We start from the raw sequence: 17,441 nt of genomic DNA, 5'->3' as shown, positions 1-17,441 counted from the left end.
GATTTTAGAAAGAAAGATATATGATAACTAAAGAATTCGACACCATTACCGCTATTTCTACCCCTCTCGGAGAGGGAGCTATTGGAATTGTCCGCCTGTCTGGGACGGATGCCTTTGCCATTGCCAGCAAGGTTTTCAAAGGAAAAGACCTAGCAACTGTACCCAGTCACAGCCTCAACTACGGTCATATCATTGATCCTGCGACGGGGCAAGTGCTTGATGAGGTTATGATTGGAGCCATGCGTTCCCCTCGCACCTTCACCCGCGAAGATGTCATTGAGATTAACACCCACGGAGGCATCGCCGTTACCAACGAAATCCTCCAACTCCTGATTCGCCAAGGGGCTCGAATGGCTGAGCCGGGCGAGTTTACCAAGCGGGCCTTCCTCAACGGCCGTGTGGATTTGACCCAGGCAGAAGCCGTCATGGATGTTATCCGCGCCAAGACCGACAAGGCCATGCACAATGCCGTCCGCCAGCTTGACGGCTCCCTCTCCCAGCTCATCAACGACACCCGCCAGGAAATCCTCAACACGCTGGCACAGGTCGAGGTCAACATCGACTACCCTGAATACGACGACGTGGAGGAGGCGACGACAGAGCTGGTCCGTGAGAAGACCCTCCAGTTCCAAGCTCTTCTAGAAAATCTCCTCCGCACTGCCCGCCGTGGAAAAATCCTGCGTGAAGGCATCGCAACCGCTATTATCGGTCGTCCCAATGTCGGAAAATCCAGCCTGCTCAATAATCTTCTCCGCGAGGAAAAAGCCATCGTTACAGACATCGCTGGAACAACACGCGACGTTATCGAAGAATACGTCAACATCAAAGGCGTCCCCCTCAAGCTGATTGATACAGCAGGTATCCGTGATACAGATGACATCGTTGAAAAAATCGGTGTGGAACGTTCCAAAAAAGCCCTTGAGGAGGCCGACCTCATCCTATTAGTCCTCAACGCATCTGAGCCCCTAACCGAGCAAGACCGCAATCTCCTAGCCATTTCCGATATGGCCAACCGCATCGTCCTGCTCAACAAGACCGACCTGGAAGAGCAGATTGAAGCAGACCAACTGCCTGAAGATGTCATCCGCATTTCCGTCTTGAAAAACCAGAATATCGACCAAATTGAAGAAAAAATCAACCAACTCTTCTTTGAAAATGCTGGTCTGGTAGAGCAAGATGCCACCTACCTCTCCAACTCCCGCCACATTTCCCTGATTGAACAAGCCGTTCAAAGCCTACAAGCTGTCAACGATGGGCTGGAAATGGGCATGCCTGTTGACTTGTTACAGGTTGACCTGACACGTTGTTGGCAGATTTTGGGAGAAATCACAGGCGATGCCGCTCCAGACGAACTCATCACCCAGCTCTTTAGCCAATTCTGTCTTGGAAAATAATATCAACTATCATGCAAGGAAACTTGCATGTTTTTTTTGTTATATTAACACATAAACAATTGATTTTGTTTACTATTTAGGATATACTAAAAATAGAGAGGAGGTCTTTCCATGAAAAAAATCATCATCTGTATTGCACTTCTATCCTGTCTAGTTTTTCCCTTTATCGGCTGGAAACTCTACGCCTACCAGCACAACAAAATAAGTTTGACTGAGAATGCGGATTTCTACTTGGTTTATCCCGGTAAGGTCGAAGCCTTTCAACTAAATGGCCAAGAACCTCAACTCCTTCATGCACAAAAGATGAGTTCGGAAGGCTATTTTGGCTCTGGTGAAAATTATGTCATAGACAATCAGTATCTAGTCTTTGCCAACGATCAGCAAAAATTCATTAACGACAATCTGATATCCATCGATTTCAATACTGGCACTGTCTTGCGAAAGCCAAGTCAGTATAGTAGCTATATCAGTGGTACAGATGGACAAGACTTTTATACAGCGGGGCCCTATCACAAACTAGCGCAATTTGACAGGAATTTTGATACCATTCAAACCCACGTTTTAAACGACGACTTCATACCAAATGCTCCATTCATGGTAGACCAAACGTCAGTCTATTTAACTGGTTTTGTGAAAGATTTTACCCAAGAAGGACCCGAAGAAAATGTCTTGATTGTATTTGATAAGGAAGATTTTTCAAAGCAAGAGGTATTTAAGTACGACAATACCATTGCCACAGGAGAGGGGCTTTTGATCAATGGAACCATCTATCTCCCAAATTTAGGGAAAAAAACAAATGAGTATGAGGACATTGAACAGTCATCCGAACTCTTGGCCTTTGATACAAAAACAAAAACATTTTCGTCAGTAACTTTAGAACACCCCTCACCAAGCACACTCCATGCCCTCAAAGACGAAAACCTTCTTCTCATCGAGCATCAAAATGGCATGTTTAGTCCACTTTCCTTTACTATTTACAATACCCAAACTGGCGAGCAATCCTACCATACTTTGAAGGACTTAAATCCCCGTCCTCATTACATCGACCATATCCGTCAAATTGATGACAAGCGCTTAATGATTATTTTGGCAAATCAACTCCTTATCTATGATATGGAGGCTAAGAGCATTATCAACCAGACAACTCTGTCTGAAGACTACGTTTCTGGTGTTTGGATCAATCAATAAAATAAGAACTCGGCTCAGGGAGCCGAGTTCTTTATTCGTTATCCTGTAAATCCACACTTGGCACTGTTGTCGCCGCATCTGTGCTAGCTTGGAAAAGGTCGACTTTTTCATAACCAAATAGATTGGCATAGATGGATGTCGGGAATCGTTTGATTTTTTTATTGTAGGCCGTTGCCACCGCATTATAATCCTTACGTGCAACCAAAATCCGATTTTCAGTCCCCTCTAGCTCGGTAATGAGGTCAGATACCTGTTGATTGGCTGTTAATTGCGGATAATTTTCCGTCACCATCAACAAACGTGAAACTGCCGAATCCAGCTGACTTTGTGCCTGATTGTAGTCGCTGGTTCCCACTTGGCTGGAGCCGATTTTCGCACGCGCATCCGCTATGGCAGTGAAAATCTCTTCCTCATGCTCCATGGCTCCCTTGACTGCTGCCACGACATTCGGTATCAGGTCATAGCGCCGTTGAAGCTGGGTATCCACATTGGCTTGAGCATTTTCCACTTCCGCATGGCTATCGACCAGTCCATTGTATTGACCGATTGCCCCCATTCCTAAAAATAGCAGAGCGAAAACTGGGATTAGTATGGCTAACCATTTCTTTTTCATAGACTTTCCTTTCTTTTCTTACCAACCAGATGAGGCTCCACCGCCACCACCACCGCCGCCAGACCAACCACCTCCACCATAGGATGATGAAGAATGGGAAGAATGATTGTTGTGGTAATGATGGTGGTCGTCTACCAGCATCCAAAGCAGATTACCTGGACCTCCGCCACCTCGGCTGGATTTATCAATAATCATAAAGATAATGACAACGAGAATAACAATCATAAACCATACAAAGCTGTCACTTTCTGCACTGGTCCTTTCTTCCATAGCAGCCAGCTGTTCTTGGCCCAGACTTGTTCCGTAGAAACGATCACCGATAGATTGGACAATATAGGTTACCCCACCATCATAGTCTTCCTGACGGAAAAACTCCCTAGCACTTTCCAGAATATCCTTGGCTTCCACATCTGTCAACACCGTTGCAGCATTGTCAGAGGTTTCTATCCGAAACTCCCTGTCGGCTATGGCAATCACCAAGAGAATGCCATTGTCCGTTCCTGCAAAGCCGACTTGCCAATCACGGAAGGTTTCATTTGCCAGACTTTCAATATCAGTAGAAAGACTTTCCGTCACATAGACCCCAACCTGTAACTGCTGTTCACTTGCTGCCCAGGTCTGATTGAGCTGGTCAATGTTGGCAATTGTTTCACTAGAAAGAAGCTGGGTTTCATCAACCACCGTCGTATAAATTGGACGGGGTGGGATTCCCTCAGCTCCTACCAGACTAGGCTGACCTAGGCTGAACAGTAAAAGTAAGAAACCTAATAAATAGAACAGATACTTTTTCATACGGCACCTCCTCTGAAGGTAGAAACAGTTTCTTTATATTATTGTATCATTTTTACCTTATTTTTCAAGTATTTTCATAAGTATATTTTGTAAATATGGAATGATTTCCGCTTGAAACCAGGGATTCTTTGCCTGCCAAATATTGTTTCTAGGTGATGGATGAGGCAAAGGAAAATAAGTGGGAAGGTAGTCAACTGCATGCTGTACTCTCTCAGTCAGGTTCCTTTGGGATTTTTCCAAATAATAAGTTTGAGCATAATTGCCTACCAATATGGTCAACTCAAGCTCTGGCAGTTGGTCCAGAATAAGTGGGTGCCATTTGAGCGCAAAATCCTTGCGAGGCGGCAAATCCCCAGACCTCCCCTTTCCTGGATAATAGAAATCCATAGGAAGAATGGCAAAATAGCCAGATTCATAGAAGAATTCCCTATCTACTCCCAACCATTTCCGAAGATTCTCTCCACTGGCATCATCAAAAAGGCGACCTTTTTCTTGTGTTTTTAATCCCGGTGCCTGTCCAATAATGAGAATTTTTGCGGTCGAAGGGGCTTGGAAAAGGGGAGCTATTCCCTTGTTCGTAAAGTCTCGGTTAGCAACATCCTCAATGATGGCTTGACGAATATCAGCAAGTTCCATGATGTCCTACTTTCTTGACCATGGTCACATCTTTTTCTAAGGCACGGAAACCGCATTTTTTGTAGAAAGAATAGGCTGAAAGGTTGCGTTCGGTTTGTAGAAGAATATGAACAATTTTTCTATCAGCTAACTGCTTCTCTATGTCCGCTAGAAAACTAGCACCATGTCCTTGCCCTTGGTAATCACGGGAAATGCAGAGCTCTTCAATTCGATACTCTGTTCCCTCATACCAATAGCGAATGTAACCAAGTGACAGCCCTATCAATTTTTCCTGGTCAAACAAGCCAAAACAGAGTGCTCTTGGGTGTCCCAGTAAATCGCCTATATAGCAATCTAATTGTTCCTCATCTGACCAATCATCATTCCAGGGCTCCTGGCTAAAGACAGACAAGAAGAGCTGTTTGACCATTTCCAAATTTGCAAGTGTGAGTTCTTTCAGTTTCATACTTCCTCCTAAAAAAGACGGGCATCCCCGTCTTCATGTATTACTTAATGAGTTCATAGATAGCTTCTGCATAGATGGCAGCTGCACGGTAGAGTTGCTCAACTTCAATAAATTCGTTGGCTTGGTGCATGGTGTTGACATCGCCTGGGAACATAGCTCCGTAGGCAACGCCACGTTTGAGCAAGCGTCCGAATGTTCCGCCACCGATTACTTGTTCGTGACCTTTCAAGCCTGTGTGTTTTTCGTATACAGACAAGAGGGTTGCGACCATTGGGTCATCGATTGGGCAGTAGTGCGGAGTGTGTCCATGCTCAGACAGGCTGACAGCTTCTACTCCCAGTTTTTCCAAACCAGCCTTGATGATTTCAGGGTTGGTATTTTTGGGATAACGGAAGTTGAGGGCAATGGTGTTATCAGATGAGTTTTCATCAAACTTAAAGACACCAGCGTTCATAGAAAGAGCTCCCATTTGCTCATCGTAGATGGCTACGCCGAGTTTTTGGGCATCGTGGTCTTCCAGAAGGACTTGTCCTGCCAGGTCAAGATAGTTTTTTGCTGCTCCGTCAAAGGCGAATTGGCTGAGGAATTTTGCCAAATAGGTTGCTCCGTTGACACCTTCTTCTGGGGTTGAACCGTGGGCAGATTTTCCGATGACGGTGACTTGAACTTGACCGTTTTCAAGGGTTTCCGCGTCAGCTTTTAGGCCATAGGCTGCTGTGAAATCTGCCAACTTGCTGTCTAAATCTGCAAGGTCGCCAGAGATAATAGCTGTCGCAGACTCAGGCACCATGTTCTCACGCAAACCGCCTGTGAAGGAATGCAGTTTAGCAGCTCCGCTATTTCCCCCCGCAAAATGCAAATAAGCTGTGATATTGCCCTTTTCGCCGTTGATAATCGGGAACTCGGCATCAGGCGAGAAGCCGAAATCTGGCAATGGGAGGCCTACGTGCTCGAAGTAGTAATCCATGTCCGCCCAGCCTGACTCCTCATCAGTACCGACGATGAAGCGGACTTTTTTAGAGGTCGGAAGGCCCAACTCCTTGATGATTTTCAAACCGTAGTAACAAGCCATGGTTGGTCCCTTGTCGTCAGAGGATCCGCGGGCAAAGAGCTTGCCGTCAATGATTTGCGGCTCGTAGGGGTCGGTATTCCAGCCGCTTCCTGCTGGCACTACGTCCAAGTGACCGAAGATACCAAGGACTTCTTCGCCCTCACCGAATTCGAAATGACCTGCATAGTTGTCAACGTTCTTGGTTGGATAGCCATCACGCTGAGCAATTTCTAGAAACTTGTCCAAGGCACGCACTGGTCCAGGTCCAAATGGATGCTGGGCATCTGCCTGGCTATCGTCACGCTCAGAATTGATGCGGAGGAGGTCAAAGAGATCCGCTAGAAACTCGTCTTTGCGTTTGTCAATTTCTGCTCTAAAATTTACTGTCATGTGTTCTCCTTTTCAGTATCGTCATTTGGTTTATCTTTTATTACTTAGACGAGCGAGGAAACATCGTTTCCTTATTTCCAACTTCAAACACTCCACTGGAGTGTTTGAACTCACCTTGCTTGATTGAAACAGTCTGGGAGACTGTTTCAAGTCAATGCCTAGAAACAAGAAAGCATTGAGTTATGCCTGCGGCTGTTGACACAAACTTCGTTTGTTTCATTTCCAACCTTCAAAGGTTCCCCGAACCTTTGAAGCTAGTAATAAAAGTAAACCAAAAGACTGTATCAAAGTAAGTCTATTTTATCATATTTTGAAGGATTTCAGTGATAAAAATGACCTGTCAAATAGAAAGGTCACTCAAATTTATTCAAACTCCAACTGGGCCTTGTCGGTAAAATAAGTCTGGTAGGCTGAGTAGGAGGCAATCACAGAGGCTAGACTGGTTGCAGACAGTAACATGAACATAACCATAATCTGATAGCGAATGGCATGGACTGGATCAACTCCTGCAAATATTAGCCCTGACATCATGCCAGGCAGGCTGACCAGACCTACTGTCTTGGCTGAGTCAATGGTAGGCTGCATACCTGTTTTGATAGCTTCTCGTAAGATATCCTGTGAAGCCAATTTGACAGTTGCTCCCAAACTTAATTTTTCCAAGACTTGTTGGCGGTTGTCGGTGAAGGATTTGTACATAGCCCGATAAGACAGACCGATTGCCGTCATGGCATTGCTAGCCAGCATCCCTGAAATGGGAATGACCTGGGAGGGAATAAACTGGATAGCACCTGATAAGACCAAGATTGTCAAGGTTAGACCTGTTGATGCAAGGAGGGCTAAAAAAGGATGAAGCAAGGATTTCTTGCTATTGGGATTGCGTTTGTTGGCTTGAACACTAGCATTGTAGAGAATAACTAAAACCATTGCTATGCTGAGAAAGACATTTGAGGCTTGGAAGATAAACTTGAGAATGTAGCCGACAAAAATCAGCTGAAGGACAGTTCTGACAACGGCCATGAAAATATCCTTGGTCAAGCCCAATTTTTCCTTCTGACTGATGCTAATTGCTACCAAGACCAGCCCAAAAACAAGGGCTAGAGAAAGGTTATCTACTGAAACATTCATACTTGGACTCGACCTCCTTCTATTCTCAAAATCTTTTGGGCTGCATCAATCTCTGACTGGTCATGAGTGACTTCAATTAAGGTATTTCCAGCTGCATGGTAATCTGCTAGAAGCTTGTTGACAATGGCCTTGGTTTCAGCGTCCAGTCCTGCAGAGATTTCGTCCAAGAGTAAGACTTTGGGCTCGAAGAGCATATTGCGGATGAGGGCAACTCGCTGCTTTTCTCCTCCAGATAGTTCTGTGATTTTCTTGCTTAAAAATTCTGGTGCTAGATGTACAGATTCTAAAGCCTTGAGGGCTTTGGTTTGGTCAAATTCTAACTGACGAATGGTAAATGGAAACTGGAGATTGTCTTGGACAGTTTGCCCAAAGAGAACTGGCTGTTGAAAACAATAGGAAACTTCTCTCCTGTAAGTCGGCATATCCAGCTCTGCTATGTCCCGCCCCTGAAAGAAAATAGTCCCACTGGTCGCGGATGTCAGGCCTGCCAAAAGTTTTAGAATAGAGCTTTTTCCACTGCCCGAAGTTCCAACCAGGGTTAGTCGCTCGCCTGCTGCAACGGTGAAGCTAATGTCAGTTAAAATCGACTTATCTTTATCCGATAAGCCGACCGATTGAAGTTGAAAAATTCTCATCTTAATGCCCGTGCTCTTCTGCTTCTTCGGCAGCGATAGCGATGGCCTGTGTTTCGTGAACTGTCCCGTGAGCGTGGTGAGCTGGTCCATAGATAGAGTAGATTTTAAGGTCTTCTTGACCGATGTTGATAACATTATGGTAGGCACCGTTTGGAATCAAAATCGCATCTTCTGGTCCAACTTCCGTATCAAGCGTAATCTTGTCAGCAGATTCGCCCATAATAACACGGCCGTGTCCTTGCTCAATGCGGAGGAACTGATCGTTTTCATTGTGAACTTCTGCACCGATATCGCCACCAACTGGGATAGACATGAGGGTAACTTGCAAGAGTTCCCCAGTCCAGAGGGCTGTGCGGTAGTTAGTATTTTCAAGTGTTGCTGTTTCAATATTGGTTACAAATGGAGCTTTTCCGTTGTCTTTTGTTGTCATAAGATTTACCTCTAAATTATAATGATTCTAAAGTTTCTTTGGAATAATTCTAATTATACTCCTTTTAAAATACTTGTCAAGCTTTTTTAAAAACATTATAATTTTCAGACAATACTTAGAGACCTGATAAGAATATGCCATCAATCAGGAGCTGTTTTCTATAATTTTACAGATAGATTAGCCAGATAATCTGGGCCAAATTGGGACAGGCGATTACGACTGTCTTTGGATTCATATAAATCAATCATGGCAAAACCAGCTCGTAATTGTCCAGCAATTTGTTCTTCTAAGGTGTGGCTAAATTCATAGCCATATTCTGGATCAATCGTGATTTGTCCTGCTTCTTCTAATTGTCGTGCGTTGAAAGGTAGGCTGTATTTAGGAATCAATGCTCTATCTGGATGCTCCCAAACATCATCAGCATCAAAGACATAAATCCAAGGGTTCATATAACCGATCATGAGCAAACCACCCTTTTTCAAAAACCGATAGGATTCCTGCCACATCGGTGTCAGGTCTTCAATATATACATTTGAAACGGGGCAAAAAATGATATCAAAACTCTCGTCTTCAAAAGGAAAAGGCTGTGTCATATCTGCCTGGACCGTTTGCAAATTCAGATTTTCTCGCTCAACAACTAGCCTATCCTTGTCCAACTGTTCCTTGGAAAAATCCATAATGGTCGTTTGGTAACCATGAGCCGCAAAAATTGGTCCCTGTTGACCGCCACCGCAAGCTAGACCCAGCAATTTCTTACCTCCGGCTTTTTCAAACCAGTCAAGTGGCACTGTCTTTCCGACTGTCAAAGAAACGGATAAGGGCATATCTTTGGCAACAAGAAATTCCTCATGACTGAGCGGAACTGTATAGGCATTCCCCTATCTAGCTGAAATCCGATTCCAACGTTCTTGGTTGTAGTTTACATAATCTGTCATTTTATTTCCTCTAAAGAGGCCTAGTCAGTGTGACCTCGTTCTATTCTTTTCATATTTTTACCTCCTTTACTATGCTCATTCTATTATAGTATAAGCACAAAGAAAAAGCCACCTTTCGATAGCTTTCAATCTAAGTCAAGTCATTGAAGTCCCATACATCATCCACCCAGCCTTCATAGAAATCCGGCTCGTGGCAGACCATGAGGATAGAGCCCTTGTAGGCTTGGAGGGCACGTTTGAGTTCGTCCTTTGCATCCACATCCAAGTGATTGGTCGGCTCGTCAAGAACTAGGACATTGTTTTCACGGTTCATAAGCAAGCAGAAGCGAACTTTGGCCTGTTCACCACCTGAAAGGACTTGGATCTGGCTTTCGATATGCTTGGAAGTCAGACCGCAACGAGCCAAGGCTGCTCGTACTTCTGCCTGGTTAAGGGCTGGGAAGGCATCCCAAACGGCTTCAAGCGGAGTCTGACGATTGCCACCAGCTACCTCTTGCTCAAAATAGCCTAGTTCCAAATACTCCCCACGCTCCACAGAGCCTCCGAGCGGTGGAATAATACCCAACAAACTTTTAAGAAGAGTGGATTTACCGATACCATTGGCACCGACAATAGCAATCTTCTGGTTGCGTTCAAAGGTCAGATTGAGCGGCTTACGTGTTAGGGCACGGTCATAACCAATTTCCAAATCTGTCGTCTGGAAGATAAAGCGACTTGGAGTTCGAGCCATTTTGAAATCAAAGGACGGTTTTGGTTTCTCTGCTTGAAGCTCAATAATCTCCATCTTATCCAATTTCTTCTGACGAGACATGGCCATATTTCGAGTTGCAACTCGGGCCTTGTTACGGTTAACGAAGTCCTGCAAATCAGCGATTTCTTTCTGCTGGCGTTCGTAGGCCGCCTCCAACTGAGCCCGCTTCATAGCATGTACTTCTTGGAATTGGTAGTAATCGCCTGTGTAACGGGTCAAGAGTTGATTTTCTACATGGTAGACAATGTTGATCACATCATTCAAAAAAGGAATGTCATGCGAAATCAAGACAAAGGCATTCTCATAGTTCTGCAAGTAACGTTTGAGCCAGTCAATGTGTTCGGCATCCAGGTAGTTGGTCGGCTCATCCAGAAGCAGGATATCAGGTTTTTCCAAGAGCAATTTTGCCAAAAGAACTTTAGTACGTTGGCCACCTGATAACTCCGTCACATCCTTGTCCATGCCATAGTCCATGACACCTAGAGCACGCGCCACTTCGTCAATCTTGGCATCAAGCGTATAGAAATCACGGCTTTCCAGACGGTCTTGCAGTTCGCCAACCTCTTCCATGAGGGCATCCATATCAGCTCCCTCTTCTGCCATAGACATGTAAATGTCATTGATACGAGCTTCTGTCTTGAAGAGTTCATCGAATGCTGTCCGTAAGACATCTCGGACGGATTGACCCTTTTCTAGTTTAGCATGCTGGTCTAAATAACCTGCCGTTACATAGCGGGACCATTCTACCTTGCCCTCATCTGGCTGCAATTGACCTGTCACGATGGACATGAAAGTCGATTTCCCTTCACCATTGGCACCGACAAGACCGATATGCTCCCCTTTTAAGAGACGGAAGGAGACATTCTCAAAAATGGCGCGGTCACCAAACCCATGACTTAAATTCTTTACTTCTAAAATACTCATATTTTCCTCATAACATCAAAGAACTGGAGCAAGAAACTCCAGTTTTTATTTCTATTTTCACTGCCTTAAGTGAAACTTCTCCGCCTATCAGCTATAAAATTCCTACTCAATCTTGTGGATCCAGACAATGAAATCATCTTAACGAATGATTGATTTCTACTTAAATTCCTATTTCTGCACGGACCACATCGGCAATGGTGTCCACATAGTAATCGACTTCAGCATCCGTTGGTGCTTCTGCCATGACACGCAAGAGTGGCTCGGTACCACTTGGGCGAACCAAGATACGACCGTTGCCAGCCATTTCTGCTTCCATTTTTTCAATGATAGCTGCAATAGCAGGTACTTCCATTGCCTTATCTTTCATGCTGTTTTCCACACGGATATTGACCAATTTTTGTGGGTAGATGGTCACTTCTGCTGCCAATTCTGACAACTTCTTACCAGTTTCTTTCATGATTTTGGTCAATTGCACAGCGGTCAACTGGCCATCGCCTGTGGTGTTATAATCCATGAGAATCACATGACCTGACTGCTCACCACCAACATTGTAGCCACCTTTGCGCATTTCCTCCACCACATAACGGTCACCAACTGCGGTCACAGCTTTTTCAATACCTTCACGGTCCAAGGCCTTGTGGAAACCAAGGTTAGACATAACCGTTGTCACAATGGTATTTTTAGCAAGCAAGCCCTTGTCTGCCAAGTACTTACCAACGATGTACATGATACGGTCACCATCAACCAAGTCACCATTTTCATCAACGGCAATCAGGCGGTCACTGTCTCCGTCAAAGGCCAGACCGATTTGGCTACCCGTTTCCTTGACCAATTCTTGCAACTGCTCAGGATGGGTTGAACCAACTCCCTCATTGATATTCAAGCCGTCTGGGTCTTCAGCCATAACAGTCAAATCAGCTCCCAAATCCGCAAAAATTTGACGGGCAGAGGTTGAGGCAGCGCCATTGGCAGTATCCAAGGCCACTTTCATACCTTCTAGTTGGGTACCAGTCGATACAAGGAAGGATTCGTATTTGCGCAAGCCTTCTGGATAATCGACCACATCCCCCAAACCTTGTGCAGATGGACGTGGTAGCGTATCTTCTTCAGCATCCAAGAGAGCTTCAATCTCTGCCTCCAAGGCATCGTCCAACTTAAAGCCGTCGCCCGCAAAGAACTTAATTCCGTTATCTTGAGCAGGGTTATGGCTAGCTGAAATCATAACACCAGCACTAGCCTTTTCAGTTTTTACCAAGTGGGCTACACCCGGTGTCGCAAGCACTCCTAGTTTATAGACATGAATCCCAGCTGATAAAAGTCCAGCAACCAAGGCAGCTTCCAACATTTGTCCCGAAATACGTGTATCACGCGCCACAAAGACACGAGGTACATCCGTTTCATGTTGACTAAGAACATAACCACCAAAACGACCTAATTTAAATGCCAATTCTGGCGTCAATTCTACGTTTGCTTCTCCGCGGACACCGTCCGTACCAAAATATTTACCCATTTTAAAATTTACCTCTTATTTCGTTTTTGTTATAGTGATTTGTAGGTTGGCTTCTGTTTGTGATAAAACAACTGGCAAGACATTGCCATCACCATCTACTGCCTGCAACTTAGCTGTCCCACTATAATTAGCGGATAAATTGCTGACATCTACTGCGATTGCCTCGATGTGATCAATCTTAGCCATGGTTTCTTCATCCGTTGTTACTTTTACAGTATCGACATTGACGGAAACCTTAGAAAGACTATAACCTTCTGCCAACTGGTTACTATAAACCTTAGCTTCAACAGGTAGAGCCTTACTGACACGCTTACCTATTTTTACAGAAATAGCATCTGGTGCCAGGGTCGCTGTTACCCCTGCTGGTAGGTTGGCCAATTGGAGTTTTACAATATTGGTGCCTGCCTTCATCTCCTTCAAATCTGCGACAACTTGAAAAGTTCGCGTAGATTCATCGGATTCCCGTTGCAAAAGCACTCGATTGGATCCTCTCAACTCAACAGTCACTGTTGATGAGAAACCTGAAATAAAGTACTCACTGGTATTGTATTCAATATCTATCGGTACATTATTTAAGGTATGAACATAGGTTTCTGACTCCGTATTCTGAGCGGCTGTTTCTGAATTTTTATAGTTGGTAGTAGTCGCATAGAAAAAAAGCAAAAGCGCTAAGAATAATGAGAGAAGTAAGTGACCTACAGCTTTAAATTTTTCTTGCATGTTTGCCCCCTCTCAATCGCTTCAAAAATGTGTTTTTCTCCTCATTGTCAGAACCGAAAATAGTCCATAGTTCAGCCTCAAATTCCTCCAAGCTCAAATCATGCTTGAAATTACCATTATGAGCAATGGAAATACTACCCGTTTCCTCTGAAACTATGAAAACAAAGGCATCTGAAACCTCTGACAAACCAATCGCAGCCCGGTGCCTAGTGCCAAATTCTTTTGAAATACCTGCACTTTCAGACAGGGGTAGGTAGGCACAGGAAACCGCCACCTTATCATCCTTTATAATAACTGCTCCATCATGCAAGGGGGTATTAGGAATGAATATATTTATCAATAATTCACGCGAAATATCTGCGTTCAACGAAATACCCGTTGCCCTATATTCTTGCAAGGTTTGAGCCTGCTCCACTGCCACAAGTGCTCCAATTTTACGCGGTGACATATAGGCTGCAGATTTTACAAGGGCATCAATGAGCTTTTCTTCCTTACTGAGCGTATTAGCTGAAAAAATATGGGTCGTCCGCCCTAACTTTTCAAGCATAGCCCTCAATTCTGGAGCAAAAATAACAACTGCTGCGATAACTCCATAGGTAATGACCTGATTGATCAACCAGGCAATGGTCTGCAAACCAAATAAACTAGCAAGAAGTTGTGCAATGATAAAGAGAAATACCCCACGGATGAGGGTCATAATCTTCGTACCAGCAATAGCCTTACTAAAATTATAAATCAAATAAACAACGATGCTGATGTCAATCAAGTGTAGGATAGCTACCCAAGGACTAGCAATCAGACTTGACCAATACCCAGCATCCAGTAACTGGCTTAAGTTTAACATAGGTTTCTCATACTTCCTAACTCGTACATGGTAACGTTTCTATTATATCACATTTTTTCTTTCTTTTTTTAGAAAAGGATGAAGATAGGATTAAATTTATTACAAATAGTCATCAGAAATGTATCAGTATTTCTACATACTCCGTTCTAGAAAATCCCTGACCTTTATGATAAAATAGTCCCATGAAAATAAATACTTTATTAGGGATTGCCGCAGGGAAGACCAGCCAGTTTGTCCTCGACAAACTGGGCCGAGGAACTACCTTGCCTGGCAAAATTGCCCTTACATTCGATAAACATATTTTAGATAGTTTGGCTAAGGATTATGAAGTCGTTGTTGTGACAGGTACCAACGGTAAGACTTTAACAACTGCCTTGACCGTTGGAATTCTCCAAGAAGCATTTGGAGAAATCACGACCAATACCAGCGGTGCCAATATGATTACAGGGATTACGGCAACCTTTTTATCTGCCAAGAAAAATAAAAAGGGCAAGAAGATTGCCGTCTTGGAGATTGACGAAGCCAGCCTGGCCCGCGTGACCGACTTTATCAAGCCTAGCTTGATCGTCTTTACCAATATTTTCCGCGACCAAATGGACCGTTATGGTGAGATTTATACCACCTATCAGATGATTTTAGACGGGGCTGCCAAGGCTCCACAGGCGACCATTTTAGCCAACGGTGACAGCCCGCTTTTCAACTCGACCACCGCTATCAACCCAGTTAAATACTACGGTTTTGCGACGGAAGAGCATGAGCCTCGCCTGGCCCATTACAATACCGAAGGCGTTCTCTGTCCGCATTGCCAACAGATTATCCAGTACAAGCTCAATACCTACGCTAACTTGGGCAGCTACATCTGTAGCAACTGTGGCTTTTGCCGACCTGAACTGGACTACAAGTTGACCGAACTAAAAGAAATCACCAATACCTCTTCTACCTTTGCCATTGACGGTCAAGATTATAAGATTAACATCGGCGGGCTCTATAATATCTACAATGCCCTAGCAGCTGTCAGCGTTGCAGAATTTTTCGGCGTATCTCCTGAGAAAATCAAGGCAGGTTTTGACAAGTCCAAGGCTGTCTTCGGTCGCCAAGAAACCTTTAAGTTGGGCGATAAGGATTGTACATTGGTCTTGATTAAAAACCCAGTTGGTGCTACTCAGGCCATTGAAATGATGAAACTGGCTCCATACGATTTTAGCTTGTCTGTTCTTCTCAATGCCAACTACGCTGATGGAATTGATACCAGCTGGATTTGGGATGCTGACTTTGAGCAGATTACCCAAATGGACATTCCCAAAGTCTTTGCGGGCGGTGTGCGTTCATCTGAAATTGCCCGTCGCCTCCGTGTGACTGGCTATCCTGCGGACCAGATTACTGAAACTCCGAAACTGGAAGATATTATGACCTTGATTGAGCAATCGAGTAGTCAGCATGCTTATATTTTAGCTACTTATACAGCTATGCTCGAATTCCGTGACCTGCTGGCTCAACGCCAAGCCGTTGGAAAGGAGATGAAATAATGGTCTATACGTCATTAAAAAGTCCTGAAAAAGACTACAATTATGATCTCCACATCGCCCACCTCTACGGTGATTTGATGAACACCTACGGTGACAATGGCAATATCCTCATGCTCAAGTATGTAGCTGAAAAGCTAGGGGCTCGTGTTCAGGTGGACATCGTTTCACTGACAGATGAATTTGATAAAAATTTCTACGACATCGCCTTTTTCGGTGGCGGTCAGGACTATGAACAATCCATTCTTGCAAAAGATTTACCAACTAAAAAAGACAGCCTAGCAGACTTCATCGAAAACGACGGTGTCATGCTGGCCATCTGCGGTGGCTTCCAGTTGCTCGGTCAATACTACATCGAAGCTGGCGGTCGCAAGATTGACGGACTGGGTATAATGGGCCACTACACCCTCAACCAGACCAACAACCGTTACATCGGTGACATCAAAATTCACAATGATGAATTCAACGAAACCTACTACGGTTTTGAAAACCACCAAGGCCGTACCTTCCTAGCTGACAACCAAAAACCTCTAGGCAAGGTGGTCTATGGTAATGGCAATAACAAGGAAGACGGCGGCGAAGGCCTGCACTACAAAAACACCTTCGGCAGCTACTTCCACGGACCAATCTTATCCCGCAATGCCAACCTAGCCTACCGCTTGGTCACTACTGCCCTCCGTAAAAAATACGGACAAGACATCCAACTTGCCAGCTACGCCGATATCCTCAGCAAAGAAGTCGCTGAAGAATACGGCGATGTAAAGAGCAAGGCAGAATTTGAGAAATAAATTAGCTCTATAATTTCTATTGTGGTCAATTCCACCTGGAGATTATAGAGCTTTTTTGAGTACAAAATTAAAAACTTGAAAAAAAGTAGCTAGCACTTTTTTGCTCTAGCTACTTTTCTTTTTTTATCCTGTCAGAAAGAAACTATTTTTATTCTTTCTCATCTTCTTTCTTGCGTCGTTTGTACAATCCACCAAGGAGAAGACCTGCTCCTAGAAGACCAGTCCAAGATGATGATTCCTCACCTGTATTTGGCAATACTGCTGACTTACGAAGAAGCTGTGAATCCACTGAAGGAGTTGATTCAGATACTATCTCAGAGATGGACTCGGAAAGTGACAGTGACTGACTAATTGATTCAGAGATGGATTCAATATTTATTGGTGGGAGTGGTGGGTTTACCAATCCAGGACCATGTGAATGAATCTCCACACTTGACTCTGATACTGATTCTGATACTGACTCAGAAACGGATTCTGAGATTGACTCAGATACAGATTCAGAGATTGATTCGCTTACTGATTCTGATACTGACTCGCTGACCGATTCTGAAATTGACTCTGAAACGGATTCTGATACTGACTCTGAAACTGATTCACTTACTGATTCTGAGATGGATTCAGAAATTGATTCAGATACTGATTCTGAGATTGACTCGGAAACTGACTCGCTTACTGATTCTGAGATAGATTCAGATACGGATTCGCTGACTGACTCTGATACAGATTCGGAAACGGATTCAGATACAG

The 17,441-nt window shown here is 44.2% G+C and carries 17 protein-coding genes and 1 pseudogene; 4 read left to right on the top strand and 14 right to left on the bottom strand.

From position 1 onward, the window contains the following. Window positions 1-20 precede the first annotated feature (20 nt). Both mnmE and RFK25_RS02820 read left to right on the top strand, forming a co-directional pair. Window positions 21-1,394 (top strand): tRNA uridine-5-carboxymethylaminomethyl(34) synthesis GTPase MnmE, encoded by a 1,374-nt coding sequence (gene mnmE, locus RFK25_RS02825; protein ID WP_332411352.1) that lies wholly within the window; start codon window positions 21-23, stop codon window positions 1,392-1,394. A 111-nt stretch (window positions 1,395-1,505) separates the two neighbouring features. After that, a complete protein-coding gene (locus RFK25_RS02820; RefSeq protein WP_332411351.1) occupies window positions 1,506-2,582 on the top strand; it encodes a hypothetical protein in 1,077 nt (358 codons plus the stop codon). Window positions 2,583-2,613: 31 nt separating this feature from the next. Here RFK25_RS02820 and RFK25_RS02815 read toward each other — a convergent pair whose 3' ends face one another. The 13 genes and pseudogenes from RFK25_RS02815 to cdaA form a co-directional block, all read right to left on the bottom strand. Beyond that, window positions 2,614-3,195 (bottom strand): LemA family protein, encoded by a 582-nt coding sequence (locus tag RFK25_RS02815; RefSeq protein WP_332411350.1) that lies wholly within the window; start codon window positions 3,193-3,195, stop codon window positions 2,614-2,616. An 18-nt stretch (window positions 3,196-3,213) separates the two neighbouring features. Further along, window positions 3,214-3,987 carry a TPM domain-containing protein gene (locus tag RFK25_RS02810; RefSeq protein ID WP_332411349.1) on the bottom strand — a complete coding sequence of 258 codons (774 nt, stop codon included), beginning with the start codon at window positions 3,985-3,987 and terminating at the stop codon, window positions 3,214-3,216. 57 nt (window positions 3,988-4,044) lie between these two features. Next, window positions 4,045-4,623: a uracil-DNA glycosylase family protein gene (locus RFK25_RS02805; protein WP_332411348.1), complete on the bottom strand. Its 579-nt coding sequence runs from the start codon at window positions 4,621-4,623 to the stop codon at window positions 4,045-4,047. After that, window positions 4,610-5,068, bottom strand: a complete 459-nt coding sequence (locus RFK25_RS02800; RefSeq protein WP_332411347.1) for a GNAT family N-acetyltransferase — start codon at window positions 5,066-5,068, stop codon at window positions 4,610-4,612. Before RFK25_RS02800 ends, RFK25_RS02805 begins: the two co-directional genes overlap by 14 nt. Window positions 5,069-5,108: 40 nt before the next feature. Further along, window positions 5,109-6,509 (bottom strand): dipeptidase PepV, encoded by a 1,401-nt coding sequence (gene pepV, locus RFK25_RS02795; RefSeq protein WP_332411344.1) that lies wholly within the window; start codon window positions 6,507-6,509, stop codon window positions 5,109-5,111. A gap of 363 nt (window positions 6,510-6,872) precedes the next feature. Further along, a complete protein-coding gene (locus RFK25_RS02790; protein WP_332411342.1) occupies window positions 6,873-7,634 on the bottom strand; it encodes an ABC transporter permease in 762 nt (253 codons plus the stop codon). Then, window positions 7,631-8,269 (bottom strand): ABC transporter ATP-binding protein, encoded by a 639-nt coding sequence (locus RFK25_RS02785; RefSeq protein ID WP_332411340.1) that lies wholly within the window; start codon window positions 8,267-8,269, stop codon window positions 7,631-7,633. The genes RFK25_RS02790 and RFK25_RS02785 overlap by 4 nt, the downstream gene beginning before the upstream one ends. A 1-nt stretch (window position 8,270) precedes the next feature. After that, window positions 8,271-8,699, bottom strand: a complete 429-nt coding sequence (locus RFK25_RS02780) for a cupin domain-containing protein (RefSeq protein ID WP_332411339.1) — start codon at window positions 8,697-8,699, stop codon at window positions 8,271-8,273. A 158-nt stretch (window positions 8,700-8,857) separates the two neighbouring features. Further along, a pseudogene (locus RFK25_RS02775) lies at window positions 8,858-9,634 on the bottom strand (class I SAM-dependent methyltransferase). Between the two features lie 130 nt (window positions 9,635-9,764). Further along, the gene (locus tag RFK25_RS02770; RefSeq protein WP_332411338.1) at window positions 9,765-11,309 is read right to left on the bottom strand and encodes an ABC-F family ATP-binding cassette domain-containing protein; all 1,545 of its coding nucleotides are present in this window, start codon (window positions 11,307-11,309) and stop codon (window positions 9,765-9,767) included. Between the two features lie 160 nt (window positions 11,310-11,469). After that, window positions 11,470-12,819 (bottom strand): phosphoglucosamine mutase, encoded by a 1,350-nt coding sequence (glmM, locus tag RFK25_RS02765; protein WP_332411336.1) that lies wholly within the window; start codon window positions 12,817-12,819, stop codon window positions 11,470-11,472. Window positions 12,820-12,834: 15 nt separating this feature from the next. Further along, window positions 12,835-13,539, bottom strand: coding sequence for a CdaR family protein (locus RFK25_RS02760; protein WP_105113347.1), 705 nt, complete (start codon window positions 13,537-13,539; stop codon window positions 12,835-12,837). Continuing rightward, the gene (gene cdaA, locus RFK25_RS02755) at window positions 13,523-14,383 is read right to left on the bottom strand and encodes a diadenylate cyclase CdaA (RefSeq protein WP_332411335.1); all 861 of its coding nucleotides are present in this window, start codon (window positions 14,381-14,383) and stop codon (window positions 13,523-13,525) included. Before cdaA ends, RFK25_RS02760 begins: the two co-directional genes overlap by 17 nt. A gap of 182 nt (window positions 14,384-14,565) precedes the next feature. On the opposite strand from cdaA, the gene murT reads away from it, so the two are divergent. Both murT and gatD read left to right on the top strand, forming a co-directional pair. Further along, the gene (murT, locus tag RFK25_RS02750) at window positions 14,566-15,909 is read left to right on the top strand and encodes a lipid II isoglutaminyl synthase subunit MurT (RefSeq protein WP_332411333.1); all 1,344 of its coding nucleotides are present in this window, start codon (window positions 14,566-14,568) and stop codon (window positions 15,907-15,909) included. Next, window positions 15,909-16,694, top strand: coding sequence for a lipid II isoglutaminyl synthase subunit GatD (gene gatD, locus RFK25_RS02745; RefSeq protein WP_332411332.1), 786 nt, complete (start codon window positions 15,909-15,911; stop codon window positions 16,692-16,694). The genes murT and gatD overlap by 1 nt, the downstream gene beginning before the upstream one ends. A gap of 148 nt (window positions 16,695-16,842) precedes the next feature. Here gatD and RFK25_RS02740 read toward each other — a convergent pair whose 3' ends face one another. Further along, window positions 16,843-17,124, bottom strand: coding sequence for an LPXTG cell wall anchor domain-containing protein (locus RFK25_RS02740; RefSeq protein ID WP_332411330.1), 282 nt, complete (start codon window positions 17,122-17,124; stop codon window positions 16,843-16,845). Window positions 17,125-17,441: the final 317 nt, after the last annotated feature.

The organism is Streptococcus sp. SS-4456 (assembly GCF_036680365.1).
In the GTDB taxonomy this organism is placed as follows: Bacteria; Bacillota; Bacilli; order Lactobacillales; family Streptococcaceae; genus Streptococcus.
The sequence above is the reverse complement of the archived record's forward strand: the minus strand, read 5'-3'. Positions and strand labels throughout refer to the sequence as shown.

Bases quoted from the DNA above. Each gene is read 5' to 3' on its own strand.
- mnmE (WP_332411352.1), top strand. From the start codon at position 21: ATGATAACTAAAGAATTCGACACCATTACCGCTATTTCTACCCCTCTC.
- RFK25_RS02820 (WP_332411351.1), top strand. From the start codon at position 1,506: ATGAAAAAAATCATCATCTGTATTGCACTTCTATCCTGTCTAGTTTTT.
- RFK25_RS02815 (WP_332411350.1), bottom strand. From the start codon at position 3,195: ATGAAAAAGAAATGGTTAGCCATACTAATCCCAGTTTTCGCTCTGCTA.
- RFK25_RS02810 (WP_332411349.1), bottom strand. From the start codon at position 3,987: ATGAAAAAGTATCTGTTCTATTTATTAGGTTTCTTACTTTTACTGTTC.
- RFK25_RS02805 (WP_332411348.1), bottom strand. From the start codon at position 4,623: ATGGAACTTGCTGATATTCGTCAAGCCATCATTGAGGATGTTGCTAAC.
- RFK25_RS02800 (WP_332411347.1), bottom strand. From the start codon at position 5,068: ATGAAACTGAAAGAACTCACACTTGCAAATTTGGAAATGGTCAAACAG.
- pepV (WP_332411344.1), bottom strand. From the start codon at position 6,509: ATGACAGTAAATTTTAGAGCAGAAATTGACAAACGCAAAGACGAGTTT.
- RFK25_RS02790 (WP_332411342.1), bottom strand. From the start codon at position 7,634: ATGAATGTTTCAGTAGATAACCTTTCTCTAGCCCTTGTTTTTGGGCTG.
- RFK25_RS02785 (WP_332411340.1), bottom strand. From the start codon at position 8,269: ATGAGAATTTTTCAACTTCAATCGGTCGGCTTATCGGATAAAGATAAG.
- RFK25_RS02780 (WP_332411339.1), bottom strand. From the start codon at position 8,699: ATGACAACAAAAGACAACGGAAAAGCTCCATTTGTAACCAATATTGAA.
- RFK25_RS02770 (WP_332411338.1), bottom strand. From the start codon at position 11,309: ATGAGTATTTTAGAAGTAAAGAATTTAAGTCATGGGTTTGGTGACCGC.
- glmM (WP_332411336.1), bottom strand. From the start codon at position 12,819: ATGGGTAAATATTTTGGTACGGACGGTGTCCGCGGAGAAGCAAACGTA.
- RFK25_RS02760 (WP_105113347.1), bottom strand. From the start codon at position 13,539: ATGCAAGAAAAATTTAAAGCTGTAGGTCACTTACTTCTCTCATTATTC.
- cdaA (WP_332411335.1), bottom strand. From the start codon at position 14,383: ATGTTAAACTTAAGCCAGTTACTGGATGCTGGGTATTGGTCAAGTCTG.
- murT (WP_332411333.1), top strand. From the start codon at position 14,566: ATGAAAATAAATACTTTATTAGGGATTGCCGCAGGGAAGACCAGCCAG.
- gatD (WP_332411332.1), top strand. From the start codon at position 15,909: ATGGTCTATACGTCATTAAAAAGTCCTGAAAAAGACTACAATTATGAT.